Annotated in this window: 31 protein-coding genes; 19 read left to right on the top strand and 12 right to left on the bottom strand. The window is 32.7% G+C overall.

Going from position 1 to position 25,222, the window contains the following annotated elements:
• The first annotated feature begins 36 nt into the window (after positions 1 to 36).
• The 5 genes from MHB74_RS14085 to MHB74_RS14065 all read left to right on the top strand — a co-directional run bounded on the left by MHB74_RS14085 (position 37) and on the right by MHB74_RS14065 (position 3,087).
• Complete coding sequence (locus MHB74_RS14085) at positions 37 to 417, top strand: GntR family transcriptional regulator (RefSeq protein ID WP_000805194.1); 381 nt, start codon at positions 37 to 39, stop codon at positions 415 to 417.
• The gene (locus MHB74_RS14080) at positions 414 to 1,286 is read left to right on the top strand and encodes an ABC transporter ATP-binding protein (RefSeq protein ID WP_061679658.1); all 873 of its coding nucleotides are present in this window, start codon (positions 414 to 416) and stop codon (positions 1,284 to 1,286) included. Before MHB74_RS14085 ends, MHB74_RS14080 begins: the two co-directional genes overlap by 4 nt.
• On the top strand, positions 1,283 to 1,954 hold the full coding sequence (locus MHB74_RS14075; RefSeq protein ID WP_061679659.1) for a DUF4052 family protein: 672 nt from the start codon (positions 1,283 to 1,285) through the stop codon (positions 1,952 to 1,954). The genes MHB74_RS14080 and MHB74_RS14075 overlap by 4 nt, the downstream gene beginning before the upstream one ends.
• 36 nt (positions 1,955 to 1,990) lie before the next feature.
• Complete coding sequence (locus MHB74_RS14070; RefSeq protein WP_061679660.1) at positions 1,991 to 2,470, top strand: CcdC family protein; 480 nt, start codon at positions 1,991 to 1,993, stop codon at positions 2,468 to 2,470.
• A gap of 107 nt (positions 2,471 to 2,577) precedes the next feature.
• Complete coding sequence (locus MHB74_RS14065; protein ID WP_061679661.1) at positions 2,578 to 3,087, top strand: 2'-5' RNA ligase family protein; 510 nt, start codon at positions 2,578 to 2,580, stop codon at positions 3,085 to 3,087.
• A 6-nt stretch (positions 3,088 to 3,093) separates the two neighbouring features.
• On the opposite strand, the gene coaW is transcribed toward MHB74_RS14065, so the two are convergent.
• The 8 genes from coaW to MHB74_RS14025 form a co-directional block, all read right to left on the bottom strand.
• A complete protein-coding gene (gene coaW, locus MHB74_RS14060) occupies positions 3,094 to 3,924 on the bottom strand; it encodes a type II pantothenate kinase (RefSeq protein WP_061679662.1) in 831 nt (276 codons plus the stop codon).
• A 91-nt stretch (positions 3,925 to 4,015) separates the two neighbouring features.
• Complete coding sequence (locus MHB74_RS14055; protein WP_061679663.1) at positions 4,016 to 4,414, bottom strand: 3-hydroxyacyl-ACP dehydratase FabZ family protein; 399 nt, start codon at positions 4,412 to 4,414, stop codon at positions 4,016 to 4,018.
• A 56-nt stretch (positions 4,415 to 4,470) separates the two neighbouring features.
• Complete coding sequence (locus MHB74_RS14050) at positions 4,471 to 5,670, bottom strand: LL-diaminopimelate aminotransferase (RefSeq protein ID WP_061679664.1); 1,200 nt, start codon at positions 5,668 to 5,670, stop codon at positions 4,471 to 4,473.
• 534 nt (positions 5,671 to 6,204) lie between these two features.
• Positions 6,205 to 6,567, bottom strand: a complete 363-nt coding sequence (locus MHB74_RS14045; RefSeq protein WP_061679665.1) for a hypothetical protein — start codon at positions 6,565 to 6,567, stop codon at positions 6,205 to 6,207.
• A gap of 177 nt (positions 6,568 to 6,744) precedes the next feature.
• Positions 6,745 to 7,047, bottom strand: a complete 303-nt coding sequence (locus MHB74_RS14040) for a hypothetical protein (RefSeq protein WP_061679666.1) — start codon at positions 7,045 to 7,047, stop codon at positions 6,745 to 6,747.
• Between the two features lie 147 nt (positions 7,048 to 7,194).
• On the bottom strand, positions 7,195 to 8,397 hold the full coding sequence (locus MHB74_RS14035) for an MFS transporter (protein ID WP_061679667.1): 1,203 nt from the start codon (positions 8,395 to 8,397) through the stop codon (positions 7,195 to 7,197).
• Between the two features lie 306 nt (positions 8,398 to 8,703).
• Complete coding sequence (gene exsC, locus MHB74_RS14030) at positions 8,704 to 9,138, bottom strand: exosporium protein ExsC (protein WP_061679668.1); 435 nt, start codon at positions 9,136 to 9,138, stop codon at positions 8,704 to 8,706.
• Positions 9,139 to 9,305: 167 nt separating this feature from the next.
• On the bottom strand, positions 9,306 to 9,458 hold the full coding sequence (locus tag MHB74_RS14025) for a YqbF domain-containing protein (RefSeq protein WP_071680000.1): 153 nt from the start codon (positions 9,456 to 9,458) through the stop codon (positions 9,306 to 9,308).
• 511 nt (positions 9,459 to 9,969) lie between these two features.
• On the opposite strand from MHB74_RS14025, the gene MHB74_RS14020 reads away from it, so the two are divergent.
• From MHB74_RS14020 to MHB74_RS13990, 7 genes are all read left to right on the top strand, one after another.
• On the top strand, positions 9,970 to 10,755 hold the full coding sequence (locus MHB74_RS14020; protein ID WP_061679670.1) for a class I SAM-dependent methyltransferase: 786 nt from the start codon (positions 9,970 to 9,972) through the stop codon (positions 10,753 to 10,755).
• 69 nt (positions 10,756 to 10,824) lie between these two features.
• Positions 10,825 to 11,013 carry a DUF3970 family protein gene (locus MHB74_RS14015; RefSeq protein ID WP_061679671.1) on the top strand — a complete coding sequence of 63 codons (189 nt, stop codon included), beginning with the start codon at positions 10,825 to 10,827 and terminating at the stop codon, positions 11,011 to 11,013.
• 76 nt (positions 11,014 to 11,089) lie between these two features.
• Positions 11,090 to 12,055 carry a nucleoside hydrolase gene (locus MHB74_RS14010; protein WP_061679672.1) on the top strand — a complete coding sequence of 322 codons (966 nt, stop codon included), beginning with the start codon at positions 11,090 to 11,092 and terminating at the stop codon, positions 12,053 to 12,055.
• A 171-nt stretch (positions 12,056 to 12,226) separates the two neighbouring features.
• Positions 12,227 to 12,469, top strand: coding sequence for a GlsB/YeaQ/YmgE family stress response membrane protein (locus MHB74_RS14005; protein WP_000638305.1), 243 nt, complete (start codon positions 12,227 to 12,229; stop codon positions 12,467 to 12,469).
• A 77-nt stretch (positions 12,470 to 12,546) separates the two neighbouring features.
• Positions 12,547 to 12,942, top strand: a complete 396-nt coding sequence (locus tag MHB74_RS14000) for a hypothetical protein (protein ID WP_000847586.1) — start codon at positions 12,547 to 12,549, stop codon at positions 12,940 to 12,942.
• A 221-nt stretch (positions 12,943 to 13,163) separates the two neighbouring features.
• Positions 13,164 to 14,009, top strand: coding sequence for an aminopeptidase (locus MHB74_RS13995; RefSeq protein ID WP_061679673.1), 846 nt, complete (start codon positions 13,164 to 13,166; stop codon positions 14,007 to 14,009).
• Positions 14,010 to 14,037: 28 nt separating this feature from the next.
• Positions 14,038 to 14,706 (top strand): YjgB family protein, encoded by a 669-nt coding sequence (locus MHB74_RS13990; protein WP_061679674.1) that lies wholly within the window; start codon positions 14,038 to 14,040, stop codon positions 14,704 to 14,706.
• Between the two features lie 63 nt (positions 14,707 to 14,769).
• On the opposite strand, the gene MHB74_RS13985 is transcribed toward MHB74_RS13990, so the two are convergent.
• The gene (locus tag MHB74_RS13985; protein WP_061679675.1) at positions 14,770 to 15,996 is read right to left on the bottom strand and encodes an MDR family MFS transporter; all 1,227 of its coding nucleotides are present in this window, start codon (positions 15,994 to 15,996) and stop codon (positions 14,770 to 14,772) included.
• A gap of 101 nt (positions 15,997 to 16,097) precedes the next feature.
• On the opposite strand from MHB74_RS13985, the gene MHB74_RS13980 reads away from it, so the two are divergent.
• The 5 genes from MHB74_RS13980 to MHB74_RS13960 all read left to right on the top strand — a co-directional run bounded on the left by MHB74_RS13980 (position 16,098) and on the right by MHB74_RS13960 (position 21,626).
• On the top strand, positions 16,098 to 17,834 hold the full coding sequence (locus MHB74_RS13980) for an ABC transporter substrate-binding protein (protein WP_061679676.1): 1,737 nt from the start codon (positions 16,098 to 16,100) through the stop codon (positions 17,832 to 17,834).
• A gap of 159 nt (positions 17,835 to 17,993) precedes the next feature.
• Positions 17,994 to 18,617 carry a YhbD family protein gene (locus MHB74_RS13975; RefSeq protein ID WP_000102259.1) on the top strand — a complete coding sequence of 208 codons (624 nt, stop codon included), beginning with the start codon at positions 17,994 to 17,996 and terminating at the stop codon, positions 18,615 to 18,617.
• 13 nt (positions 18,618 to 18,630) lie between these two features.
• The gene (locus MHB74_RS13970) at positions 18,631 to 19,341 is read left to right on the top strand and encodes a bactofilin family protein (protein ID WP_061679677.1); all 711 of its coding nucleotides are present in this window, start codon (positions 18,631 to 18,633) and stop codon (positions 19,339 to 19,341) included.
• An 18-nt stretch (positions 19,342 to 19,359) separates the two neighbouring features.
• The gene (locus tag MHB74_RS13965; protein WP_061679678.1) at positions 19,360 to 20,067 is read left to right on the top strand and encodes a cytoplasmic protein; all 708 of its coding nucleotides are present in this window, start codon (positions 19,360 to 19,362) and stop codon (positions 20,065 to 20,067) included.
• Between the two features lie 23 nt (positions 20,068 to 20,090).
• Complete coding sequence (locus tag MHB74_RS13960; RefSeq protein ID WP_061679679.1) at positions 20,091 to 21,626, top strand: MDR family MFS transporter; 1,536 nt, start codon at positions 20,091 to 20,093, stop codon at positions 21,624 to 21,626.
• A gap of 54 nt (positions 21,627 to 21,680) precedes the next feature.
• Here the strand turns inward: MHB74_RS13960 and MHB74_RS13955 are convergent, their stop codons facing one another.
• Positions 21,681 to 22,001, bottom strand: coding sequence for a hypothetical protein (locus MHB74_RS13955; RefSeq protein ID WP_001062734.1), 321 nt, complete (start codon positions 21,999 to 22,001; stop codon positions 21,681 to 21,683).
• A gap of 253 nt (positions 22,002 to 22,254) precedes the next feature.
• On the opposite strand from MHB74_RS13955, the gene MHB74_RS13950 reads away from it, so the two are divergent.
• Both MHB74_RS13950 and MHB74_RS13945 read left to right on the top strand, forming a co-directional pair.
• On the top strand, positions 22,255 to 23,034 hold the full coding sequence (locus MHB74_RS13950; protein ID WP_061679680.1) for a BC_2878 family exosporium-associated protein: 780 nt from the start codon (positions 22,255 to 22,257) through the stop codon (positions 23,032 to 23,034).
• A gap of 261 nt (positions 23,035 to 23,295) precedes the next feature.
• The gene (locus tag MHB74_RS13945) at positions 23,296 to 24,066 is read left to right on the top strand and encodes a GNAT family N-acetyltransferase (protein WP_061679681.1); all 771 of its coding nucleotides are present in this window, start codon (positions 23,296 to 23,298) and stop codon (positions 24,064 to 24,066) included.
• 106 nt (positions 24,067 to 24,172) lie between these two features.
• Here MHB74_RS13945 and MHB74_RS13940 read toward each other — a convergent pair whose 3' ends face one another.
• Positions 24,173 to 24,358, bottom strand: a complete 186-nt coding sequence (locus tag MHB74_RS13940; protein ID WP_061679682.1) for a hypothetical protein — start codon at positions 24,356 to 24,358, stop codon at positions 24,173 to 24,175.
• Positions 24,359 to 24,594: 236 nt separating this feature from the next.
• Positions 24,595 to 25,026 carry a GNAT family N-acetyltransferase gene (locus MHB74_RS13935; RefSeq protein WP_061679683.1) on the bottom strand — a complete coding sequence of 144 codons (432 nt, stop codon included), beginning with the start codon at positions 25,024 to 25,026 and terminating at the stop codon, positions 24,595 to 24,597.
• Positions 25,027 to 25,222 lie beyond the last annotated feature (196 nt).

Raw genomic sequence — 25,222 nt, 5'->3', positions numbered from 1 at the left:
TAAGTAATGAACCTATCAACCTAAGGTGGTGAAGTTGTGAAACCTACTCTAGAGCAAAATAAATTAATATACTTACAAATTGCAGAAACGATTGAATCTGATATTTTAAAAGACATATTACTGGAAGAAGAACAAGTTCCATCAACAAATCAATTTGCGAAGATGTTACAAATAAATCCAGCTACTGCAGCTAAAGGGGTAAATGTATTAGTGGACGAAGGGATTCTATATAAAAAGAGAGGGATCGGGATGTTTGTTGCAAAGGGAGCGAAAGAAGTCGTACTTAAAAAAAGACAAAATACTTTTATGACCGAATATTTACCTAAAGTATGGGAAGAAGCAAAAGTATTAGAAATATCCAAAGACGAATTGATGGATATGATTCAAAAAATTACGAAGGAGGGGAAAGAGGGATGATTGCACTTGAAACAAAAGATGTAACGAAAAAGTACAAAAAGAAAGTAGCAGTAAATGAAGTAACGATTTCATTGGAAGAGCATAAAATATATGGTTTACTCGGTAGAAACGGAGCAGGAAAAACGACACTATTAAATTTACTTGCAGGCCAAATTACTTCAAGTAGTGGAAGTGTATCAATATTTGGTGAACATGTTTTTGAAAATAGTAAAGCGATGCAAAACATTTGTTTTGTTAGAGTGAAAGAAGAAGCGCATTTCAGTTATAAAGTAAAAGAAATATTTAAGATGTGCAGCATGTTTTATAAAAACTGGGATGGAAATTATGCTGAAGAACTCGCTGATAAATTTCAGCTTAATATGACAGTGAAATATCATAAACTATCACACGGCATGCAAACAGTTGTCGGAATTATTCAAGGATTAGCAAGTAGGGCACCTATAACAATTTTTGATGAACCGACTACAGGTTTGGACGCAGCACATCGAGAGTTGTTTTATAGTTTGCTATTAGAAGATTACGGTGAGTATCCACGAACAATTATATTATCAACACATTTAGTAGAAGAAGTAACCCATGTGATTGAAGATGTAATCATCATAAAAGAAGGAAAACTAGTTGTTCAATCATCAGTGGAGGATTTATTGCAACAAGCTCATATTATTTCAGGAAAAAAAGATACAGTTGATAAATTTTCGGTAAATAAGAAAGTAATAAATCGAGAAGTCTATGGGAATAAAGGCATTAATGTTATATGGGAAGAACTTTCTAATGAAGATTATTACTCTCTTGAAAAAGAAGGTTTAGTAATCGATAGAATTACATTACAAAAACTATTTATACATATAACTGGTGGTGAAGTGAAATGACGATGTTAATGAAGCAGTTGAAGTTACATATAAATTTTCATTATAAAGCAATTGTAATATTTTGGATTGTAGCTTTATTAATAAAAGGGGCTTTAAATGCTGCTCATTTAAATGGAGTAAACATTGGTTATTTACCTGAAATTATAAATAACCCCTCAATAGCAATTATGTTGTTTATAGTAGGGAGTGTTTTCAACATTCAAGATGAGCTTTTTCGTTTAGCTGTTTCATTTGGTGTAACGAGAATACAATATTTTATCGGGGCAATTTGTTATATCGTATTGCAATCTGTATTATTTTCATTTCTTCAAGTCATGCTTTTACAAGACATAAAATATAATTTAGTAAATGTTAGTTTTGGGGAGCAATCGGTACAACAATTTATTTTGCAATTTTTATTTTATGTTACAACAGCATGTTTCTTCCAAGTGGTAGTAGTTTTTAAACAAAGATTTCAGTGGATTGGTCTGATGATTGGTGGATCCCTTTTCTTATCAACAAATAGTGTGCTTTATGGGGAAGCAGGGATAACTGGTTTATTATTTACCAGTGATGGATCTTTAGTAGATATTCCATATTTTACTGTTATTTCAATTGGATTAACTGTTCTTTATATCGTAACTAGTGGTATATTTATTCGAAAAGTATCATTCGAAAAAACGATTTGAAATAGTATTAGATTACTAAAGAGAGAAGGATAGCGAATGAGAGATACATCTTCACTCATTACCGTATTTTTATGTATTGCACTACTAATATTTTGGCGTCGTTATCGTTCTATGCATAAGCCAATTAAGGGGACGGGAAAACGTATTTTGTGGCCATTATTATTTTTAACACCAGGTGCTTTATGGTTTTTTGGTCCTATGCATCCAGCTATTTTACAAGTTATTATAGCAGCATTCATTGGAGTTCTTTTCGCCGTACCACTTATAGTTTTAACAAATTATGAACGGAGAGATGATGGGAATATTTATACGAAAAAAAGTGCTGCTTTTTTAATTACTTTTATTGGACTTGTCATTTTGAGATATGGTTCAAGACAATTTATTGTTGATTTAGATCAACAAACGATTGGTTTATTATTTTATGTTGTTGCAGTATCGTATATTATTCCTTGGAGAATTGCTTGTTATATAAAGTTTAGGAAAGTTTGGCAAGAAAATAATAATCACACTATATAAAAACTTCTTATTTGAGAAGTTTTTTATTCTTACATGTAAGCAAAACAAGTTGTTGAAGGGTAGACTGTCATAGATTATGATAATGAGGGGAAGTTGAGGGGATAAAAATGCGTACAATTTTAGTTTTTCTAAATAACATGTCCATCGATAAAATAGAGAACATTAGACAAAAATATGATCCTTTATTTGGGTTAATTCCACCTCATATAACAATTGTATTTCCATTTAAGAGTGATATTTCAGATGATGAATTAAAATCTCATATTTTGAATTTATCAAAAGGGGTAGGTAAAATTGAAATTGAGTTTGCAAATCGTATCACTAGTGTAGGAAACTATTTGTTTTTAGAAGTTGAGGGAGGGAAAGTACAAATAGAAGAATTACATGATTTGCTGTATACAGAAGCTTTATTACAATTTTTGAAAGAAGATATACCGTACATACCGCATGTAACAGTCGGGAGAAAAGAAAGTGCTGAGTTAGCTGCTGAAGTAGCTAAAGATATTCCAAGTTTCCCTGAAAAGTTACAATGTGTAGTTGATAGAATTAGTGTAGAGCCAATTGGAGAGAACGGAGAATCAATTATTGAATTTGAAGTACCGTTGCAAAAAAGCTGACAAATGTCAGCTTTTTTTATTCGTAACATGAAGTAGAGCACCAATCGCACCGCTATTACCACCATCTTGTAAAAAGATAGGTGTTTTATTTTGATATTTTGTGTAGCTACTAATAATATTTTGAAGGTGTACGTTATTACATAGAGTCGAACCAATATAAATAATATGGTCAATGTTTTTTGTTTCAGCGAATTGAAGGCTTAATGCAGTAACAACTTCACCGACGAGTCCTTGTACAGTAGCAAGTATATCTGAGCTATTATAATTTGATTCTGTAATAGCGGCTTTACCAAAATTACTTGCAGTTAAGCTATTATCAATAGGTGAGAGAATGCCATCATAAATATCTCCAACAGTAATATCTAGTGCTTTTCTAGAACCTACTTTTGTTAAAGGGATCACATCTTCAAAATGATCTATATTTGTTAATAATTTTGAAAGCCCCATAATAGTACCACCGCCAACACCGGTACCACCAGCGCGAATATATTGGTCATTATAAACGTAATGAATGGAAGTACCTGTACCGATATTTGTTAATATAAAGTTATTTATATCATATTTCTCTTCTTTTAATATGTATCGTACACCTACAAGAGTAGCTTCAAATTCGTTTCGTTCTACTATTTTATATGAGTGTGAAAGTAATTGCTGTAATTGTTTTGCTTTACCACCTGTTATACATATTTGTTTTATACGAGTGTTTTTCTTAAGCCAATCTATTATTTTATCTTGTTCATTTGAATAAAATTTTTCAAAAGCTAATTGCTTTTGTTCGTTCAAATAAGCAATTTTCGTTAATGTTCCTCCAGCATCGATACCGATAGTACTTTCCATTTTCTTGCTCCTAACCAAGTGATTTGTTTACTCTGTTCATGTTGGTGAGACGAATTTGTAGGAGGTAGATCCCCCGCGGATTAAATCGTCTCTAATCTGCTTGATATATTAATAGCTTTTCCACAGTTACAATTGGCTGATTATTAACAGTTGCAGTACCTTTACCGAGAATAAAACCTCGACGATTGCGAGTTAATTCATAATGTAAATCAAGTTTATCACCAGGATATGCGTTTCCATGGAATTCAACCCCATCTAATGAGGAGAGGAACCCTAGACCTTCAGAGTCATTTGGATGTACAAATGCACTAACCTGAGCAAGTGCTTCTACAATTAGCATATGAGGCATATGTTTTTGACTATCATTTATAAACCATTCATTATTTGTAATGAGTTTATATCCTGTAACAGATTCACCAAGTTTTACATTTGTTACTTTATCAATCATTAAAAATGGATAACGATGAGGAAGAGTGTCTTTAATGTGCATATGAGAGTACCTCCAATGAATAATACCCCTGCTACAGTTAAGCAGGGGAGTTACCATTAATTTTTAACTAATTCATTTACTTTTTCAAGAGAAAAAATACCACTATTTCTAATGTTTTCAACAACTTGTTGTAACACATCTTTATCTTGAACGAGTGCAATACGTACAAAGCCTTCTCCGTGAGGCCCAAATGCATGACCTGGTGTAACAACGACATTCGCACGATCCATTAATGCATAAGCGAAATCTATAGAAGTCCAGCCTTTCGGAATTTCGGCCCAGACGAACATACTACCAGCTGGTTTATCAACATTCCAGCCAAATGTTCGGAATCCATCAACTAAAGTATCTCTACGTTCTTGATAAATACCGCGATTTTTCTCGCAAAACGAAGCGCCATTTCTTAGTGCAGCTGATGCTGCTTTTTGAATTGGTAAAAACACTCCGTAATCTGTATTTGATTTAAACTGCGTAAGTGCACGAACAATTTCTTCATTACCAATCATATAACCAATACGGCTACCTGCTAAACTATAACTTTTTGACAAAGAGTTGATTTCTACGCCAACTTCTTTAGCGCCAGGTACAGAGAGGAAGCTAATTGGTTTATTACCATCAAAATAAAATTCAGCATAAGCAAAATCATGGACGACAATAATGTTATGCTTTTTTGCGAATGCGATTAATTCTTTAAAGAAATCTTCATGAGCCATAGCCGGAACTGGATTCCCTGGGAAGTTTAAAATCATCATCTTCGCTTTATCGGCAATTTCTTCAGGAATTAGCTCTAAGTTAGGTAAGAATTCATTCTCTTTCTTTAATGGCATGTAATAAGATGTTGCACCAGCCATTTGAATACCTGTTTCATAAGCTGTATATCCTGGATCAGGAACTAATATAATATCTCCCGGATTCGCATAAACCATAGGTAAATGAACGAGTCCGTCTTGTGAACCCATTAATAATAAAACTTCTTTATCGGCATTTAAAATAACGTTATGAGTGTTGTTGTAATATTCAGTTACAGCTTCGTGAAATTCTTGAATACCACTTAATGTGTATCCATAGCTTTCTTTTTCACCTGCTGTATGTACCATTTCTTCTCTTACGAAGTCAGCAGGCGGCATATCAGGATTCCCGATACTTAAATCAATCATTTTGTGACCTGCTGCAATTTTTTCTTTTTTATAAGCCCCTAATTCACTAAATATAGAAGATTGGAATGCTTTCATTCTAGTTGCTAACGTGTAAGTCATCAAAACCCCTCCTAAAAACAGTGTTTTCTATCTGCGTTTTTAATTATTCTGAAAACACATGATTACATTTTATCATTTTTTTATGAAAATTAAAACGATTGACAAATTTAGAGGGAGGATTAATCTTTTTTGAAAGGGCGTTGTAAATAAGGGGTGGTTAACTGAACTGTTTATTATATCTTTCTATGCGGTTTAGGATGATTTATAGTTTTTATTAAGTATATCCCGCATATTTTGGATGAAAAAGAACACGAAAACGAGGCCTAATATACCACTAAGCCAATAGTATGAATTTCCTGTCGTGAATCTTTCATAAAATGAAAGTGCACTCCATAGGATTAGGATAATGGAACAGATTGTTGATACAATTAATGAACTTAAACTTCTCAAAAAAAGCACCTCACATTATAAATATTGTTATTATATAATATTACATTTAAATTTAAAGATTTAAAAGAGGGAAATGTTTTTAAGTAAGTTTTGTAAAACAGAAAAAACGCAGAAAATATTTTCTACGTTTTAAATGAAGTGTAATCATTTCTTTTTATATGTACATAATTTTTCAACTGCATAAAAGTATACGTTTAATTTTCCATCGACAACTTTTAAAGTTTGATCCGATGTAAATGAGTTACCATAATCAATGTGGTACGCATTAGAATCCTTTACAAAGGAACCTTTGTATAAATCTTCTTTTTTCTTCGTTGTTTGCATTTCCACTAAGTTTTGCACAATTTTTTCTTTCTTTTCTTCTTTTACAACTGTTTCAAATTTATAAGATGTAGGACAGAGACCGTTTTTGTTATCAATGACTTCCCAAGAACCGTATATGTCATTATTGCTACATCCGCTAAGTAGAACGATGAATATAGGAATAATCAATAAAATCTTTTTCATTTTGTGCTCCTTTCATTTCGTTTTCAATAAACGTGCGAATACGATAGGGATATTGTAATAAATAAAGTTTAAATTTTTATAAAGAATTATTTAATTTCACATAAAAATTGGGGAAAGGGGCGGTTTTTAAAATAAAAAGGCATGAATCTAACGTAATCCAGATTCATGCATAGTGTGCTATCTTATATTTTGTTTTTTGAGGATAAATGATGCGGAAAAAAGGATGACAATACCGTTTAAAATATACACGTTTACAATAGAAGAGGATAGGTTAATTGCTCCAAAAACAGCGTTATCGAATGTAGAAGTGAGTGCAGTTGTTGTCAAAAAAATAATAGGTGTTAGCAGTAAAAATATGAAGCCTGCCACAACTCTCCTTTTAAAGCTATGTTGAGATAGGGAAATTGCTAAAAAGTTTATGATGCTAAACATAACGAATATAACCAAAAGGATAATCAATAACTGGATGCCATTAGACATTTTGCGCCTCCTATATACCGTATTTATATATTATATTCGAAAGCAAAAAGGGGTACTCCTTTAAATCATTTCAGTAAACGTAATAAATAAGATTATATATAACAAAGAAGCATGGATCATTAGATTAATCCATGCTTCTTTGTTATGTTATAAATTCGCAGATTGCGAAGGTTGTTTTTCATACTGTTTCTGTTTAGATAGTGATATGAAAATAATTAGTAATGAAATAACTCCGAAGATTAGAACCATATATTGCAATCCAATCGTATCTAAGAAGAAGCCTGTGCCAAGTAAGACAATTTGGAACATAACTCTCTCAAACATATTACGGAAAGAGAAAAGACGACCGTGATAGCTTTTTTCCACTTTCGTTTGGAAAATTGTCGACATAATTGGGAAGAAGCAACCGACACTAAAACCAAACAAACCAAATGATGTAAGTGACATCCATTTTATATCGCTAAAGAACAAAGAAAGGTGTGCAAAAGCGGTACAAACTGCGAAGAAATATAATAATTTTTCAGGTTTGAAATGGTCAGATAAACGTTTAATAACGAAGGCACCTAACATAAATGCGACACCTTCAATGGTATATATAAATCCTTTAATCGTTGGATCATGTTGCATTTCACTTATGTTAATTACCATTAAATTAAATCCAGCTATAAATAATAGAGGGATAATACTTAATATAAGTGCTGTAAAAGCAATAGGAATTCCTTTTAATATACGAAATACTTCCATAAAGCTATTATCTTTTGCAGCTTGCTTACTTGGTGTTGTTGATTTCTTATCCTCGAATTGTAGGAAGAAAGTTGAGAGGAATAATAAAGCGTACGCTGCCATTGAGAAGGCATACATATACTGTAAACTCATTACAACTAAAAGAATTCCACCTAGTGAAGTACCTGCAATACGAGCGATTGTACCTACATTCATATGTACACCGTTCATCTGTAATAATTCATGCTCACGTACGATGAGTGGGATTACAGATTGTAATGCAGGGAAATAAAATGCTGCAGAAATTTGAAGAGCAACCATAAATGCAATCATAAAGGCGATACTTTCAAATTGGATTGCGAAAAACATAAAGATAACACTAATAACACGACCGAATCCAGCATAAAGAAGAACTTTTTTCTTTTCATACTGATCAATGACACGACCTGCCATAGGGCCAACTAGAACACCTGCTAATAATCCGATAAATAATATAACTGATTTCATGAAATCAGAAGGGACATATTTTTGCATAAACTCAAGGTTGCCAAGAATACCAAGCCATAACCCGAGACCAGCAATAAACTCCCCAATTAACACAATCCAAACATTTTTATTACGCCACATAATGTAAAACCTCTCCGTCTTTTAAAATGAAAAACTCGTATATAAAACCTCCTTATTTTATGTATTTTTATTAACGAACTTTTTTAGAGTCAGAGTCTATATTACGTGTTTCATGAGTGGATTTCAATCTTTTTGATTTGTCAAAAAGATGATTTGTTAGTTGATGAAATAAGCAATGAAAATGTAAAAGAAATGTGATGAAGTATCTATTGAAAGTAAGGATAAATTTGAACAAAATAAAAAAGCAAGAACGTACAAACTACGTCTCGCTTTTTTTTCAAGTACAAGTTTAAATTTTAGATTTAGCTAGCAACATTTACGATCTTGTCCAATAGCTAAACCACTAAAAGAGAGTGGACCAACTATATTTGCACTAGCACCACTAGTTAGGTTTTCTACAGTTAATGAATATACATGAGTTCCACAGTTTAAATCTTGATCTATAGCTTGAAATGTTTGAGCGTAGAATTGTTCAGAATCTGTTGATTCAATACCTACTTGTGTATTGAAAATTTCAACATTATCACGAAAAATTCGGAATAAAACTTGTGAAATCTCAGTTATACCTTCGACTCCAACTGTAGCAATTAATTCAACACGATTATTACCTGCGTCTCTTTTTGAAATTTTTAATTTAATGTTTGCAAGAATTGCTCTATCTGGAGAAGCTGGAATTACAAAAGTTATTTCACCAGTTTTACTTAAGGGTTGAGTAGCTTGATAATCAATGATATGAGTCATATTCGTCACCTCCTCATATACTAAAATATGAAATTTACGATAAAATAGATTGGACATATAATAGAATGTTTTAAGAGAATGGAGCACAATTGTTGAAATGAGGGGGATTATATGGGGGCATTAAGAATATATCACAATTAAGTGAGATATTCTTAATGCTTTTTTAATTAAGCAGAATATTCTTCTTTACGTACTTCGAAAAATTCGTTACGACGTAAGTAATTATAAACTTTCTCGGAAACCTCTTCTTCTTCAGACATTAAGAAGCGATGATCAAAAGCATAGAATGATTGACCTTTAATTAATTTTACGTAGTATATTTTACACGCCTCCTCTAGCAGAATTGGAACTTACCTAATCTTATGATGGCCTATATGCTTGTGAATCATACTTGAAGTTTCAAAGGATAGAAGCTAAACAAATTGAAAAAGCTTACAAAACTGTAATGTTGTTGTCACGTTTTCCGATAGTTAAATACAATTACTCCCATCTATACTACAAATAAGTTACATAAAATAAGGGGGTAAAAAGATGGATGAAGTAATTGGAGAAGTAGTAGCAGGTATTTGTGAATTTGTGGTGGAAGTAACGGCGGATGCTATTGGTAGCCTAACTTCAGGAAATGAAAAAAGGGAAAAAGAAACTATATAGAAAGATTTAAAAAACAGATTTTAGCATACTTAAAAAACTGTGAGATACATTCTTACAGTTTTTTATTATTTTTTTCAAAATAATAAATGACATATGTTTAAAAGAGGAATTGAAAATATGAAATAGAACTTATTAGTTATCTGAATCGTGCACAAATAATAATAGAAAGAAGATGATAAAATGAGTAAAGAAGAGCTTGTAAAACAACAGTTTGGTAATAATGCGGAAAAGTATGTGAAAAGTAAAATTCATGCTAAAGGGCCGGATTTACAATATGTAGTTCAACAAGTTGAGTCTCGTCATAATTATCGTCTTCTTGATATCGCTACTGGCGGTGGACATGTTGCAAATGTATTAGCTCCATTTTTTAAAGAAGTAGTTGCCTTAGACTTAACTGAAAAAATGTTAGAGAGTGCGAAAAATTTTATTATAAGTAATGGACATGAAAATGTATCTTTTGTCGCTGGAAACGCTGAAAGTTTACCATTTACAGATAGTTCTTTTGATACGATTACGTGCCGAATTGCAGCACATCATTTTATGAATCCATCTCAGTTTATAAATGAAGTAAATCGTACGTTAGAAGATAACGGATTGTTTATTTTAATAGATAATGTTTCACCGGAAAATAATGAATTTGATACATTTTATAATTTTATAGAAAAAAAGAGGGATCCGAGTCATGAACGGGCGCTGAAAAAAACAGAATGGATTACCTTGTTAGAAAAAAACGGTTTGCAATTGCAGTCATGTCTTACTTTTGACAAGAAATTTGAATTTGACTGGTGGTGCGATATGATGAATGTACCTTTGCAGAAACGCGTGAAACTCACAGAATGTATGATGAAAACATCAGTTGAAATGCAAGAATTCTTTAACATTGAATATGAAAATAATAAAATTATATCGTTTTATACTGAAATGGCACTGTTTGTATGTAAAAAAAGTGCGACATTAAAAAGATAAATTTCTTGCAGTCTTTTCAAAGTACGTTATACTTAGTACAGAGAAAATGAGAATTGAGGAAATGTAATAATGATTCGCGTACGTATTGAAGGAACTGAAGAAGAAATGCTTGAATTTATGGAGAAAATGCCGAATATTCCTGGATTTGAAAAAACACATATGAGAGAACCGAGAAAAGGAAATAATCCAAAATACGATTCAAGTAAAAATGTACTAGCATATTTATCGTATAAAAAGATTGAAGTCGCCAATAAATAGGCGGCTTTTTAGTTTGCACCGTTTCACAGCCTTGTCTTTTTCACATAATAATAATAGTAGATTATGCTGAAGAGGGGTGAGGATAGTTAATAAGAAAATCATCTTTTTTGGAGACTTTGGTATTGACGATGCGGTGGCATTAATCTATGCAAATAAAACATGTAAATTAGATATTATAGGTATTGTTGCTGAATACGGGAATGTATCACGAGAAATTGTAACGGAAAATGTGTATTTTTTAGAAAGATACTATGCTACAGAAGTAAAAATCATAGAAGGTGCGGCAAGACCGATGACGGCTGAAGAGCCTTTGTTCTTTCCTGAAATTCATGGGGATCACGGTTTAGGACCTATTATTCCACCTGAAATGAGGATTTGTAAACGGGAAAATTTTTGTGAATTAATTAAATTAATTGAACCTTGTCCAGAAGATATTATTATCGTAGCGACAGGACGATTAACAACATTGGCGACGTTATTTTTATTATATCCAAATGTAATGGATAAGGTATGTTCGTATTATATTATGGGCGGTGCTTTTTTATTTCCAGGTAACGTTACTCCTGTATCAGAAGCTAATTTTTATGGAGATCCAATCGCCGCAAATATTGTGATGAAGTACGCAAAGAATGCGACTATTTATCCGTTAAATGTAACGCAAGGAGCCCTCATTACTCCTGAAATGGTGGATATTATTAATAAAGAAGGAACAGGGCAGGCTAAGCTTATTAAACCAATGATTGATTTTTATTATGAGAACTTTTATAAAAAAGAATACCCAGGTATTGCTGGAAGTCCAATTCACGATTTACTTCCGTTCATTTCTTTTATAAATGACGAAATTTTCGAATATAAAAAGTCTGCAGTTTGGATTAGTACGACAAATGACGTAACAAGAGGACAAAGTGTGGCAGACTTTAGAAAAATAGCTGAGCCGACAACATTTGATAATAGGCCTGTTCAAAAAATTGCAGTTGGTTTTAACTATCCTGCATTTAAAGAAGAGTTTATGCGGACAATATTAAAGCCTGACTGTCCTTAATATGTGTAATGCGAATAACATCAATCCTAAGTCAAAAAATGGCCGTTCATTATTTTAAAATAAATTAATAGTTGATCTGTATGAATAACTACTGAAAAATGTAACATAACTAAGGATAAGCAATTGTTTCTAATTATATTTTGATCTGTGAAATATAAAGGAGGTTATCATATGATTTGGTCTTTAATCGTCGGTGGTATATTAGGATGGCTTGCGAGCTTAATTACTGGAAAGGATGTACCTGGTGGTGTAATTGGTAATATTATTGCTGGTATTATCGGTTCTTGGATTGGTTCGAAATTACTTGGTAGTTTTGGTCCAGTCATTGGCGGATATGCAATTATTCCAGCTTTAATCGGTGCGATCGTTTTAATTTTCATCGTAAGCTTCTTATTACGAGCAATGCGAAAATGAATGTAAGGACTGTTTACATTTGTAAGCAGTCCTTTTTATATGTTATGCTAGTATTATACAATCAGGAGGTGTCAGCATTGAAAACATTTACAGTAAATTTCCATCAAGAAGATAATGCTAAAGCGACAACAGTACATAAATTAAGTGAAGAGGACTTCAATAAAGCAACAGAAAAAGGTACTCGTCATCTATTTGATTTAGATACAAACGTTGGATTCTTCGTATTCTTTGACGCAGAAGATGCAGAAGGTAATGATCAATACTTAATGTTACAATACGAAGGGGATCATGAAGAGCCAACTGCGTGCTACGGATTTGATTTAAAACTATACTATCAATTTTTAGCACTATACTTAAATGATCTTGAATTCCACGGTGAAACAGATGAGGAAGAGGAAGAGTATGGCCCAATTCATCATTTAGCTCACTTACTATATCATATTGTTGAAGATGGTAAGTCAATCGAAGTGTAAAAATACATATGTAAAGCTGTCCCTTTTTGGGCAGCTTTTTTCATTATTATGATGAATGTTATGATTTACATAATGGTAAATGGATTTCTGATGGTGATAGATGGTTCGATTAAACAAAAAAGCAACAAGGAAGGCTCATCCTTCTTTGTTGCTTTTTCTATGTTTAAAGGGAGGATTTTAGTGTAAATGGCGAGAAGGGATATATTAAGGAGATGGGAAAAATGATAAATAATACAATCCCGAATTTTTTAAAATTATGGGAAAGTGACGATGTAGAATTAGAAGTTCTTAATCAATACTTTACTTCGCATCCAGAGATATTTGATGAATACTTTAAATATCATTGTCCTAAAACGAGAGAACGTCTTTCGAATGCCATTAAACAATATCCTGAAAAAATAGAAGATATTCGTATCATTGCAGAAGCATTACTGACTATTATTCAAGAGATAACGAATGCATATCATTATAAATATAACTTTGATGTAAATATGAAGTTTCATCTGTTTGTTGGAGGATTTGGCTCTAATGCATTTGTAGAAAGGAAAATTATTGGTGACATATTTTTTGCGGCAGAAAAATTATCTCCAGATTCGAACCATCTTCGCGTTATTGTCGCTCACGAAATAGGCCATATATATCATAATGTTATGTTACAAAATGATGGCATAGATTGGGCAAAAGCTGAGTGGACTGACGCAGCAGTTACTTTGTATCGTGAAGGTGTCGCAACATATTTATCAAAGCAAATTATAAAGGGCGTCAATGAATCAGTGTATTACTCATATGACAATGAGGGTGAACGTTGGTTACAATATTGTATAGAAAATGAAGAACATATAAAGAAACGTTTTTTGGAAGATTATATAGAAGGATGGACGTTTGAAAAAGAGAAAGAATGGTTCCGTTTATCGGGAGGGAATTATTTCGGATATAACCGACTCGGTTATTTTTTAGGAACAGCTTTTGTAGAATATGTGGTGCAAGCATTAGGTGAGAGTGAATCATTTACTTTTTGGAACAAACACAATTTGAAAAGTAATGTAATGGATTGGTTATCGAAATGAATAAGATTATTATAAGGGGCTGAAATGTATGAAATTGTATGTAAAGATAGTTATGTTATTTCTCGCTTTTACATGCATATTTGCATTAGCAGCATGTAAAGGGACAGACGAAAAAAAGGAAACAAATCAGACATCGGAAAATAGTAAAGACGATCAGAATAACTCTGCTGAAGAAAAGAAAGAACCTGATGCAAAATCAAATAATGAAGGATCAACAAAACCAAAGACTGATTCAAGCACGAAAGATACAGTAATAAATCAAAAATCAATTAACTATGTTAAAGATTTGTTTGAACTAGCGAAAGAAGGAAAAGTACCTAACGTTCCGTTCGCAGCACATACAGGAGATATTGAAGAAATAGAAAAAGCTTGGGGGAAAGCAGATAAAACGGAACAAGCAGGTAACGGAATGTACGCAACTTTTACAAATAAAAATGTTTCCTTCGGTTTTAATAAAGGATCACAAGTTTTTGATGTACGCTCCTATCATGCTGAGCTAAAATCAATTACATTACAAGAAATAGAGAAAGCATTAGGAAAACCAGCTTCAGTTAAAGTAAATGGGGAAGATAAAATATATGTATATAAAGTAAACAATCAGTTTGAGTTAAAATTCATTATTCCAAAATCGACTGGTAAGGTAAATCATATTTCGTTATTTTCGCCAGAGGATAGTATTAATAAAATGGCAGGGTAATAAAAAGGATGTCACAAAAGTCTTGAGATTTTGTGACATCCTTCTTTTTATAAAGAAAGCATCCTATAAAATATGAGGAGTATGCTCTGAAACATCTTTATTTATTTTACTACGCTCTACATTTTGAATAAACAGCGCTTGAATAATGCCTCCGAATACTAAGAAACAAGCACAAATATAAAATAGCATACTACCGTTTAGTTTACTTAGTAAAACCGCACCAATAACAGGACCGCACGTTCGAGATATATCCCAATGTAATCCATAAATTGAAAAATACAATCCACGTTTATCTGTAGGAGCGATTTCTGAAACGAATCGAAATAAATGGTTTAAAGCAATACTTTCCCCAATAACTAAAAAGAGTAATGTGAAAAATAATGAAGCGATTATTTCTGAAAGCCCGTAGCCAATGGCAGCTATTGTATAGCAGGTGTAAGAAATAAGAATAATTTTCGCCATTGAAAATCGTTCAGACCATTTCACGAGAAAAACTTGTAGAGTGATTTCCATAATAGCTTTGCATGTTGTAATAAACACGATTATGCGTTCGAAATCCGGAAGTGTATGTTTCACGAAAATAAGATAATTTGTCTCAGTTTGTGCATAAAAAAAGCTAATAGGAAGTGTAGTAATCATCAGTGCTAAAACGGTGTAATGTTTGTGTACAAATTGTTTTGGAGATGATACTTCAAGTTTTTGTGTTGGTTTTGTCATTGCTGGAGCGGTTTCTGGAAGTTGCGTCCAAATAACGACTGCATATACTATAAGTGCAATGCTTTGCACCGTAAATACATATTCAGGGTGAGTCCGATAAAAAATAGTACCAATTAAAGGGCCAATCACGGAACCGATTGCAGCCATCGTATGCAAAAGAGCAAAAATTTCTGCTTGTTGTTTTTGTTTTGTTAAATCAGCAATTTGTGCCCGTTGAGCGGGAATATATAAGGAACGGCCAACCCCATTTATGACGTATAACAATGCAAATATAAAAACGGATTGAGCAAAGACGAAGCAGCCGATTGCAATGCCTTGTAGTAATAAGCCGAGTAACATAATTTTTTTTCGTCCATATTTATCAGTAACTCCCCCAGCAATAATTGTAAATACAATATCTGAAAGCGGTTGTAATCCGAAAATGAGCATGGTTATTATTATATTACCGTTTAACATTTTATTAACGTAAATAATCATAATGATGGCTAACATGGATTCTGTTGTTCGAGTTAATAATTCACCGCATAGTCTAATGATGATTGGTTTATTGTAACGTAATAAGAGATGATTCAATATTATTTCCTCCTTTCTATATTGAAATGATAAGATGAAAGGAGAATTGGAAAAAGGGTAGAAAGAATAAGGAGTATTTTTCACCTTTTAGGGGGAATATGATGTTTATTTTAGATCAATACATTGAACTATGGATTGCCTATGGCAAAAGGGAAAAAGAAGGAGAACAATTAGAAATAACAGTGCAAAATATATCCGAAACATTATTTTGTACGGAGCGTAATAGTAAATTAATAATAAAAAAATTAGAAGAACTACGTTGGATTACTTGGTTTCCAGGACGCGGGAGAGGGAATCGTTCTAAATTAATCTTTCAAAAGCAACCAATTCCACTAATTTTAGAAAGAGGAAAAGAACTAACGAAAAAAGGAGATGTGAAAAGTGGAATCTCATTTGTAGAACGCTACAGCTCACAATTTCCATTAGTAAAGAAAGAGTATAAAGTTTGGGTAGATTCAATATTTGGTCATCAAATAGAACGGACACCTGAAGGAAGAAAAGACGTACTTCGTTTGCAAGTACAGATGAACCTGGACATCGCTTTAGATCCGGTTTACGCTACAATGCGCTCAGAATGTCATATGGTTAAACATATTTTTGATACACTCGTATATGTAAATGAGGAAACAAATTGTATAGAACCAAGGCTTGCTTTTCACTGGGAATATAATAATGCTGACAAGGTTTGGACATTTTATTTAAGAAAAAGCGTATATCTTCATAATGGAAAACGACTTACTGCACATCATGTTATACATTCGTTGAATCGATTTATGGAAGCTGAAAACAACCCACACGCATGGATGTTACAACATGTTGAAAATGTTCGTGCAGTGGATGAATATGTTGTTGAAATTCAATTACATACGGAAAATAGGATGTTTTTACATATGCTAAGTGCAGAACAATGTTCTATCGTACATGAAGATGAAACAGGAATCTTCATTGGTACAGGTCCTTTTATATTACGTGAGAAAAATGCACAGTTATTTGTATTAGAAGTGAATGATTTATATTATCGTGAAAGACCTTTTCTTGACCGAATTGAACTAATGAATGTAGAGCAAAATGTAAATACGTATGATGTATTAGTAAAGGCGCAGTATAAAGATAAAGAAAAGCCTAATAAAGAGTTGTCTCGGCTTGAATCGAACGTGACATATGTAACGTGTAATCTTGTAAAAGAAGGGCCAATGCAAGATGAGTTGTTTCGAAAGGCGCTATATAAAATTATTCATGGCGATAAAATTGTTCAAGAGATCGGCGGTGAACGTGGAGAAATAGCGAAGAAACTAATATTAGCAAATGAAAGCATAGTAGAGATTGAGGAAGATATTGCTAGTTTAATGAAAAGGAGTATGTATCAATATGAAGTGTTGCAACTCTACACGTTTACAGGACGAGATCACGTAGAAGATGCAATATGGATACAAAAAGAGTGTGCGAAGTACGGGATTCGTGTAGAAACTAATTTTCTTGAAATAGAAGAGCTGTTGGAGATCAGTACGATACAAAAGGCTGATATGATGCATGATAGTGCAACTATTAGCGAACGAATTGAAGATAGTCTGCTATATATGTTTCTAACAAAAAATAGCTTTATTCATGGGCAAAGCAACATGGACTTTCATAAAACGTTGTCACCGTATTTTAAACAAGAACAAGTAGAAAAAAGAGTTACATTGTTACGCGATATTGAGAGTACATTGTTACGTCAAATTCATATTATTCCTTTATACCGGAACAAACAACAAGTAACTTCTCACGAAAAAGTACAAAATATAATGATTAATTCACAAGGGTGGATTGATTTTTATGAAATATGGTTTACATGTTGATATATAAGGGTTTTTACGCATTTTATAGGATGCGTGAGAACTCTTTTTTTTTGTGTGAAATAGGGTTGTTTTACACATTGTTACGTTACTTGTGATAAAAGTCTATTTACAGCGTAACAGTGTTATGTTACATTGTTATCAGGAAGGAGTGTTATACAGTTGAGTACAGATTTAATTTCAAAAAAAGATTTATTAGAACTAACTGGTATTTCATACGGACAGTTATATAGGTGGAAAAGAAAAAATTTAATACCGGAAGATTGGTTTGTACGAAAGTCAACATTCACGGGTCAAGAGACATTTTTTCCGAAAGAAAAGATATTAGAGCGTATTGATAAAATTCAAACGATGAAAGAAGATTTATCCCTTGATGAACTAGCGAATATGTTTTCACCGAGTGTAAGTGAAATTCTTTTAACTAAGGAAGACGTCTTACGTAAAGGGATTGCATCAGAGCCAGTTTTACAATTCTTCATAGAACAAACGAATAAAACAACAGAGTTTCAATTTGTAGATATTCTTTATGTGTATATGTTAGAAGAATTACTACAATCAGGAGAGATTAGTTTAGAAGAAGGAAAAATGGTCCTGCAAGTTTTACGTGAAAATTATGAAGCGATTAAGCATAAAACTTGTGATTTAATCATCGTTCGAAAGTTAGGGATTTCTACATGTTTTTTAGTTTCAAACGTGGATGATTTAATTTTTGAAAAAGGAACCAAAATTGTTTTACGCGAAGCGATTATGAAATATACCGAAGCATTAAAAACTAAACTGTTGTAGTGGAGGAGAAAGTATGCGTACAGATAATTTGATTATAAATGGTTACGGTTCATCGAATGGCGGCGAGTTTCATAAAGTGCAATTAAATGGAAAAGGGACTGTTAATGGAAATATTGAATGTGACCAGTTTGAATGTAACGGTTACGGTGCTGTTACTGGAAATTTGAAAAGTAGCAATGCAAGAATTAGTGGATCGGGTAAAGTCGATGGCACAGTTCATGCAGAAACGATGCGCATTGATGGAAAAGCAACAATTACGCAAGATGTGAAGGCGAACAGTTTGAAAATTGCAGGAAAAGGTACGATAGGTGGAAATGTAACTGGTGAAGAGTTTAAAGTCAATGGTCAAGCGACGATTGATGGTAATTGTGAAGTGGATACTTTTTCTTCAGAAGGCCAATTTACAATTGGTGGATTATTAAGCGCCGATGAAATAAATATTAATATTCACGGTACATGTCGAGCGAAAGAAATTGGTGGTCAAACGATTAAAGTAAAACATAGACTAAGTACTTTTAGTAGACTGTTTAAATCAGTATTTGGTATGCAGTTAGAGGCTGAACTATTAGAAGGTGACAATATTGATATTGATTATGCTCACATAAGAACGGTAAGAGGAAACAATGTGACAGTAGGAGCGAACTGCGAGATTGAACTCATTGAATATACGGGTGTTCTGACTGTCGATAAAAGCGCAAATGTAAAAGAAATTAAGCAGGTTTAATGGGAGGGGAAAAGTAATATGGAACATCAACATAGTCTTACTGTCAATGGCTCTGGTAGTTCAGCAGGCGGGGATTATAACAAAGTGAAGATACGCGGCGAAGGAACGATTTCTAATGATATGAATTGTAATGAATTTAAAACGTACGGAACGAGTGATGTACAAGGTAATATGAAAGTGAAAAATTATGTCGTGTATGGAGATAGTGAAGTACAAGGAAATGTAACTGCGGAATATGTAAAAATATACGGAAATACACAAATGAATAGTGATGCTCATATTGAAAAAACGAAAGTAAGAGGTATGATAGAAGTTAAAGGGAAGTTTACTGGTGATTTCGTAGATGTGAAAGGCGCTTTAAATGTGAAAGGAGATATCGAAGTTGAAGAACTATCACTAACTGGTGGTCTTGAAAGTGATGGATTACTTAATGCTGAAAATATTGAAATTTCACTTCGTTATGAAGGAAGTAAAGTGAGAGAAATCGGCGGTAAAAAGATTACTGTTCGTAAAAAAGCGAGATTTATTCCATTTACAAGTCACGCAGGAAGCCTCCAAACGTCTGTCATTGAAGGAGATGAAATTTATTTAGAGCATACTATCGCTGAAGTAGTAAGAGGTAATAACGTTACCATTGGTCCAGGGTGTGAAATTAGTTTTGTAGAATATCATACTAGTTTTAACCAAAAAGGTAATGCAGTTGTAAAAGAGCATAAACAAATATAAGTAGTACGAGGGAGAGCAAGGTTATGGTTGAGAAGAATAATAAGCTCGGCTTTGTTGTGGCGGGCTTATTGCTAGGTATTTTAATGGCATCAATGGATAATACCATTGTCGTAACAGCAATGGGAACGATCGTTGGTGACTTAGGAGGCCTTGAAAACTTTGTATGGGTCGTTTCTGCCTATATGGTCGCAGAAATGGCAGGTATGCCGATATTCGGAAAACTATCAGATATGTATGGTAGAAAAAGATTCTTTATTTTTGGTTTAATCGTCTTTATGATTGGTTCGGCACTTTGTGGTACTGCTGAAAATATTACACAGTTAGGTATTTATCGTGCCATTCAAGGTATTGGCGGCGGGGCATTAGTGCCGATCGCGTTTACTATTGTTTTTGATATTTTCCCTCCTGAAAAACGCGGGAAAATGGGTGGATTATTCGGAGCAGTATTTGGTTTATCAAGTATTTTTGGTCCGTTACTTGGTGCATATATTACAGATTACATTAGCTGGCACTGGGTATTTTACATTAACTTACCGCTTGGCGTTTTAGCACTTATTTTTATTACATTCTTTTATAAAGAATCACGAGTTCATAGAGAGCAAAAAATTGATTGGTTTGGTGCAATTACTTTAGTTGGTGCAGTAGTTTGTTTAATGTTTGCTTTAGAGCTTGGCGGACAAAAGTATGATTGGGATTCTAGCTTTATTTTAAGTTTATTTGGCGGATTCGCTATTTTAATTATTGCATTTATTTTTATTGAACGTAAAGTAGAAGAACCGATTATTTCATTTGAAATGTTTAAACAACGTTTATTTGGAATGAGTACTATAATTGCATTATGTTACGGTGCTGCATTTATGTCAGCAACTGTATACATACCGTTATTCATTCAAGGTGTATACGGTGGTAGCGCAACAAACTCAGGATTATTACTTTTACCGATGATGTTAGGATCAGTCGTAACAGCGCAATTAGGTGGATTTTTAACGACGAAGCTTAGCTACAAAAACATTATGATTATTTCTGCAGTTATTATGCTAATTGGACTATTTTTATTAAGCACATTAACGCCAGAAACAAGTCGTATATTACTAACGCTTTATATGATTATTATTGGCTTTGGAGTAGGTTTCTCATTCTCTGTACTAAGTATGGCAGCTATTCACAACTTCGGTATGGAACAGCGCGGATCTGCAACTTCAACGAGTAACTTCATTCGTTCATTAGGAATGACACTAGGTATTACAATCTTCGGGATGATCCAAAGAACAGGTTTCCAAGATCAATTAGAAGAAGCATTTAAAGGTATGAGCGGGGGAATGAATACAAACGCTTTAGGAGATTCAAGAGCTATCCTATCAGAATCGGCAAGATCTCAAATCCCGCCGCAAATATTAGATAAAATTATTGACGCCCTTTCTAGCTCCATTGTTCAAACATTTATGTGGGCATTAGTACCAGCAGGTTTAGCCTTCGTATTTATTTTCTTTATGGGAAATGAGCGCATGGTAATTAAGAAACAACAAACGAATAAAAAGAGTGAAACATCAAAAGCGTAATGAAAAAGCTACTTTCCAATTGGAAAGTAGCTTTTTCGTATGTACGGATTTAGATTAGCCTTCGATAATTTCGTATTCTTCGTCTGCTAATAATAAAACTTGTGTTTTCTTACCTTTGTTTTGAACTTCGATTACATCGTATGCACCTAAGTCTCTTAGCTTGCTTTGAGAAGCGTTAACCATAACTTCCATAGAATCAATTAAGATATCTTCTTCAATGTATGATTCAGGCAATGCCATATCTTCTGTTTCTAATACACATGCATATAGATTTTGTAAGTTTTCAGCAGTTGGATTTTGTTCCTCAACATCAATGATGTTTTTTACTGCTTCCATATTTTCTTCTTTTGCTTGGTATACTTTAATTTTAGCCATTGTTTTATTCTCCTTTATAACGTAATCGTAGAGGCTACACCTTATTATAACGTTTTTTTCATGAAAGATGAAATTGTTATATGTATTTATAGGAGAATTTATGTGTTATTACTCATTATTGACGTAATTTCATTATTAATGTGATGAGTAAGTAATTATATTCCGAGCTTAAAGTTATATTGTCCAAGCTTTTTTATACGCCGTTCATATTATATGTATTAGATAAAATATATAGAGAAGGGATGGAGTGTAAGTGGGTTGTGAGCCGAAACGAAATTATCGATGTTGCCAAAATAGTATTTGTGAATTTTTGCGAAATCTAGAGCCTTCTACAAAAGTTGAGAGTATTGTAATCGCCGGAAACGAAATTGTTGTATCTTATTTTCTTTCATTTAATAAGAGGAATGGCATCGTATCCTTCGTACAAGAGGATAATGAGGTTATTTTTGTAGATTGTTCTAGGATTGATGCAATTCGAATAGGAAAAGTTTGTAGTTGTAAAACGAAAGTTAAATTTATTGAAGAGGATTTTAGTCTACTTGGAAATGTTTGTCCGCAATGTTTAACGGAGGGAAGTACACTCTTTTTCGACTTTCATAATCCTGAATTGAATGTATCACTACAAGCAAAAACAATTGATGCACCTAGTTGTACTGAGTTTATAGATGAGATGGGGAATGTCGTAAAGCAAATTACTATAATAGGTGAAGCGATTGTTTCTAAAGATTTTGTTCAAGTGCCTGAACTATTAAACTTTCGATTAGTTTTATCTGATACGGCTGCGAATCCTGTAAAGTTTGGAATACTGTTCATTAATTTCCCAGATCTTACGTTTATTATTCTTTTCGCATCGAGTGGATATCTCAACATCTCGAACTGTTTGGAAATCGAGAGTGGAGCTGGTAATACTGAGATAGAAGAGATGAAAAAGATGATATCGAATGATGATAATACGTACACATCAGTTGTTCAAGTGACTAAAGTATATAAAAACGGAGGAACAGAATCATTTGTTTATAAGAATGAGTTATAACATATGTATTTAAATGAACCCTTAAACTAATGTTGAGGGTTTTTACATAATAAAATATAGATTGCGAATTATTATTAAGTATATTATATGTAAACCTTGTTACAGGACAGCCATTTACTTATTATTAGATGTTATAATAATTTTATATTTATGAATAATTTATAATAATATGAAGTTTAGTAGAAGTTTGCTTATATGTAGAATAAAAGGACTTATGAAAAAAGTAGAAGTACATTGATTCTAACGAAAGAAGGAATGCGAATGATATATGAAGCGAATATATATACGAGAGAAAAATTAGTTACTATGTTCGAAGATTTCAATAATGTTGTTTTACTTTCTTATTTACAAGGACATATGGGAACTGCTTGGGTAAATGATCTTGAAAATCCAACAGTAGTGCAAGTTACGGTAGGGATCTTTACATTTTACGCTGGGGATTCGAATGCGAAAGAAACTGAAGAATTAATACGTAACATTCCTGATAGAATGTTAGTAATCGCAAATAGTGAAGAGTGGAAAAAACGCCTAGAAACATGTTACGAAAGAAAAATAGATAAGTTTTTACGCTATAAATTCAAACGTAATGCGGAAGTTTTTGATCGTTCAAAATTACAATCTTTTATATCTTCGCTTCCAAAAGGATACGAGTTACGAAGAATAGATGAACATATTGTAAATATCCCTACATTACATAAGGTTTCTGAAGATTTTACAAGTCAATTTCAATCAGTAGAAGATTATTTAAACCGAGGTATAGGGTATAGTATTTTGTACAACGGAGCAGTTGTATGCGGTGCATCATCATACAGCATTTATGATGATGGTATTGAAATCGAAGTGGCGACTGATCGTAATCATAGAAGAAAAGGATTGGCGACTATAGTTAGTGCAGCATTAATCTTGGATTGTTTAGAAAAAGAGATATATCCAAACTGGGATGCAGCAAATACTACATCTGCTAAACTAGCTGAAAAGCTAGGATATGTTTTTGATAAGGCGTATGATACTTATTTTGTGGATAATAGTTGAATTCGTTTTAAATAAAAGAGCAGCTAGCAAAAGCTAACTGCTCCTCTCCAAGGGAGAATGGAGAAATACAATCATGTTATTTACATTATTGACGGAACAGTAATTTTTAATCAAATAACGATATAAGTTTAGATAAAATATCTTTGATTAAACCTGATGCTCCGATAAAGAGTACTGATAGAAAAACGATTGAGAATATACTTTTTTTAGGTTTTTTAAACTCTAGGTAAATGTTAATAATGGCACCAATTACAACTACAATAAAGATAACGAGTCTTACTACATCTATCATGAATAACGCTCCTTTTTATTACTTAATTGTATTTTATAGGAATACGTCTTCTGATTAGTTTATTGGAATACGATTTAAGCTAACTTAAAAAAATAATCTTTTATACGAATGTAATGTTAGGAGAAAAAGTAGTAATTCTATCTCTTGTAGAAGCTGATGGTGATCAAAAAAAGTACGTTTTTTATTTGAGTGGGAGAAATAATTTATATTTTGATATACGATCTTTTTAGGCGCACTTACAGCTTACATAATAAAACATGCTTATCATAATGATCTAAACACCAATTATATTTTTTTAGAATAATTGGATGAACTACTTCTTTCGTAGTATCGACCTCAGTATAGCCATATTTTTTATAAAATTCTTCTAATTTTGCAAAAGGAAGACAATATACATGTTGTACTTGTAATTTCTTCGCAGTTTCTACTAAAAATGAAACAAGTTCCCCAGCTAATTGTAGACCCCTAAATTGAGGGAGAATAAAAATCCCACCCATTTCTATAGTATCTTTATCTATTTGGACTAAACGACCAACACCTGCATATTCATTGTTGTATGTAATGATTGCGACTTTCTCTCGATTTAAATCACTTCGTACAAATCCTATTGAGTCATATTGTTTATTAATCCATTCTAAATTATTAGAGGTGGCTAATTGAATACTCATTTGTATCACTCCTTTGGAAAATTCGATATATTTGTATTATACAGAATGTAAAGCGGTTAAATTTAGATGATTTTTAATAACAGTTCAAGTTTTGAAGAATAGTGCATACAATATAAAGTCTTTTCCTTTCTTCATTTAAGTTTTACGTATATAATTTAAAAGTACTATTTTTATTTTATATTTTTTATATTTATAA

It is taken from the genome of Bacillus sp. FSL K6-0069 (genome assembly GCF_038007785.1).
Taxonomy (GTDB): Bacteria; Bacillota; Bacilli; order Bacillales; family Bacillaceae_G; genus Bacillus_A; species Bacillus_A mobilis.
Note: the sequence above shows the minus strand (reverse complement) of the source record. Positions and strands in the feature narration are given on the sequence as shown.

What these genes read in the sequence shown, in the direction of transcription:
- MHB74_RS14075 (WP_061679659.1), top strand. Translation starts at nt 1,283, where the DNA reads ATGACGATGTTAATGAAGCAGTTGAAGTTACATATAAATTTTCATTAT.
- MHB74_RS13960 (WP_061679679.1), top strand. Translation starts at nt 20,091, where the DNA reads ATGGTTGAGAAGAATAATAAGCTCGGCTTTGTTGTGGCGGGCTTATTG.
- MHB74_RS14065 (WP_061679661.1), top strand. Translation starts at nt 2,578, where the DNA reads ATGCGTACAATTTTAGTTTTTCTAAATAACATGTCCATCGATAAAATA.
- MHB74_RS13995 (WP_061679673.1), top strand. Translation starts at nt 13,164, where the DNA reads ATGATAAATAATACAATCCCGAATTTTTTAAAATTATGGGAAAGTGAC.
- MHB74_RS14070 (WP_061679660.1), top strand. Translation starts at nt 1,991, where the DNA reads ATGAGAGATACATCTTCACTCATTACCGTATTTTTATGTATTGCACTA.
- MHB74_RS14050 (WP_061679664.1), bottom strand. Translation starts at nt 5,670, where the DNA reads ATGACTTACACGTTAGCAACTAGAATGAAAGCATTCCAATCTTCTATA.
- MHB74_RS13945 (WP_061679681.1), top strand. Translation starts at nt 23,296, where the DNA reads ATGATATATGAAGCGAATATATATACGAGAGAAAAATTAGTTACTATG.
- MHB74_RS13940 (WP_061679682.1), bottom strand. Translation starts at nt 24,358, where the DNA reads ATGATAGATGTAGTAAGACTCGTTATCTTTATTGTAGTTGTAATTGGT.
- MHB74_RS14080 (WP_061679658.1), top strand. Translation starts at nt 414, where the DNA reads ATGATTGCACTTGAAACAAAAGATGTAACGAAAAAGTACAAAAAGAAA.
- MHB74_RS14035 (WP_061679667.1), bottom strand. Translation starts at nt 8,397, where the DNA reads ATGTGGCGTAATAAAAATGTTTGGATTGTGTTAATTGGGGAGTTTATT.
- exsC (WP_061679668.1), bottom strand. Translation starts at nt 9,138, where the DNA reads ATGACTCATATCATTGATTATCAAGCTACTCAACCCTTAAGTAAAACT.
- MHB74_RS14020 (WP_061679670.1), top strand. Translation starts at nt 9,970, where the DNA reads ATGAGTAAAGAAGAGCTTGTAAAACAACAGTTTGGTAATAATGCGGAA.
- MHB74_RS13970 (WP_061679677.1), top strand. Translation starts at nt 18,631, where the DNA reads ATGCGTACAGATAATTTGATTATAAATGGTTACGGTTCATCGAATGGC.
- coaW (WP_061679662.1), bottom strand. Translation starts at nt 3,924, where the DNA reads ATGGAAAGTACTATCGGTATCGATGCTGGAGGAACATTAACGAAAATT.
- MHB74_RS13935 (WP_061679683.1), bottom strand. Translation starts at nt 25,026, where the DNA reads ATGAGTATTCAATTAGCCACCTCTAATAATTTAGAATGGATTAATAAA.
- MHB74_RS13980 (WP_061679676.1), top strand. Translation starts at nt 16,098, where the DNA reads ATGTTTATTTTAGATCAATACATTGAACTATGGATTGCCTATGGCAAA.
- MHB74_RS14005 (WP_000638305.1), top strand. Translation starts at nt 12,227, where the DNA reads ATGATTTGGTCTTTAATCGTCGGTGGTATATTAGGATGGCTTGCGAGC.
- MHB74_RS13990 (WP_061679674.1), top strand. Translation starts at nt 14,038, where the DNA reads ATGAAATTGTATGTAAAGATAGTTATGTTATTTCTCGCTTTTACATGC.
- MHB74_RS14040 (WP_061679666.1), bottom strand. Translation starts at nt 7,047, where the DNA reads ATGTCTAATGGCATCCAGTTATTGATTATCCTTTTGGTTATATTCGTT.
- MHB74_RS14015 (WP_061679671.1), top strand. Translation starts at nt 10,825, where the DNA reads ATGATTCGCGTACGTATTGAAGGAACTGAAGAAGAAATGCTTGAATTT.
- MHB74_RS14055 (WP_061679663.1), bottom strand. Translation starts at nt 4,414, where the DNA reads ATGCACATTAAAGACACTCTTCCTCATCGTTATCCATTTTTAATGATT.
- MHB74_RS13965 (WP_061679678.1), top strand. Translation starts at nt 19,360, where the DNA reads ATGGAACATCAACATAGTCTTACTGTCAATGGCTCTGGTAGTTCAGCA.
- MHB74_RS14045 (WP_061679665.1), bottom strand. Translation starts at nt 6,567, where the DNA reads ATGAAAAAGATTTTATTGATTATTCCTATATTCATCGTTCTACTTAGC.
- MHB74_RS13955 (WP_001062734.1), bottom strand. Translation starts at nt 22,001, where the DNA reads ATGGCTAAAATTAAAGTATACCAAGCAAAAGAAGAAAATATGGAAGCA.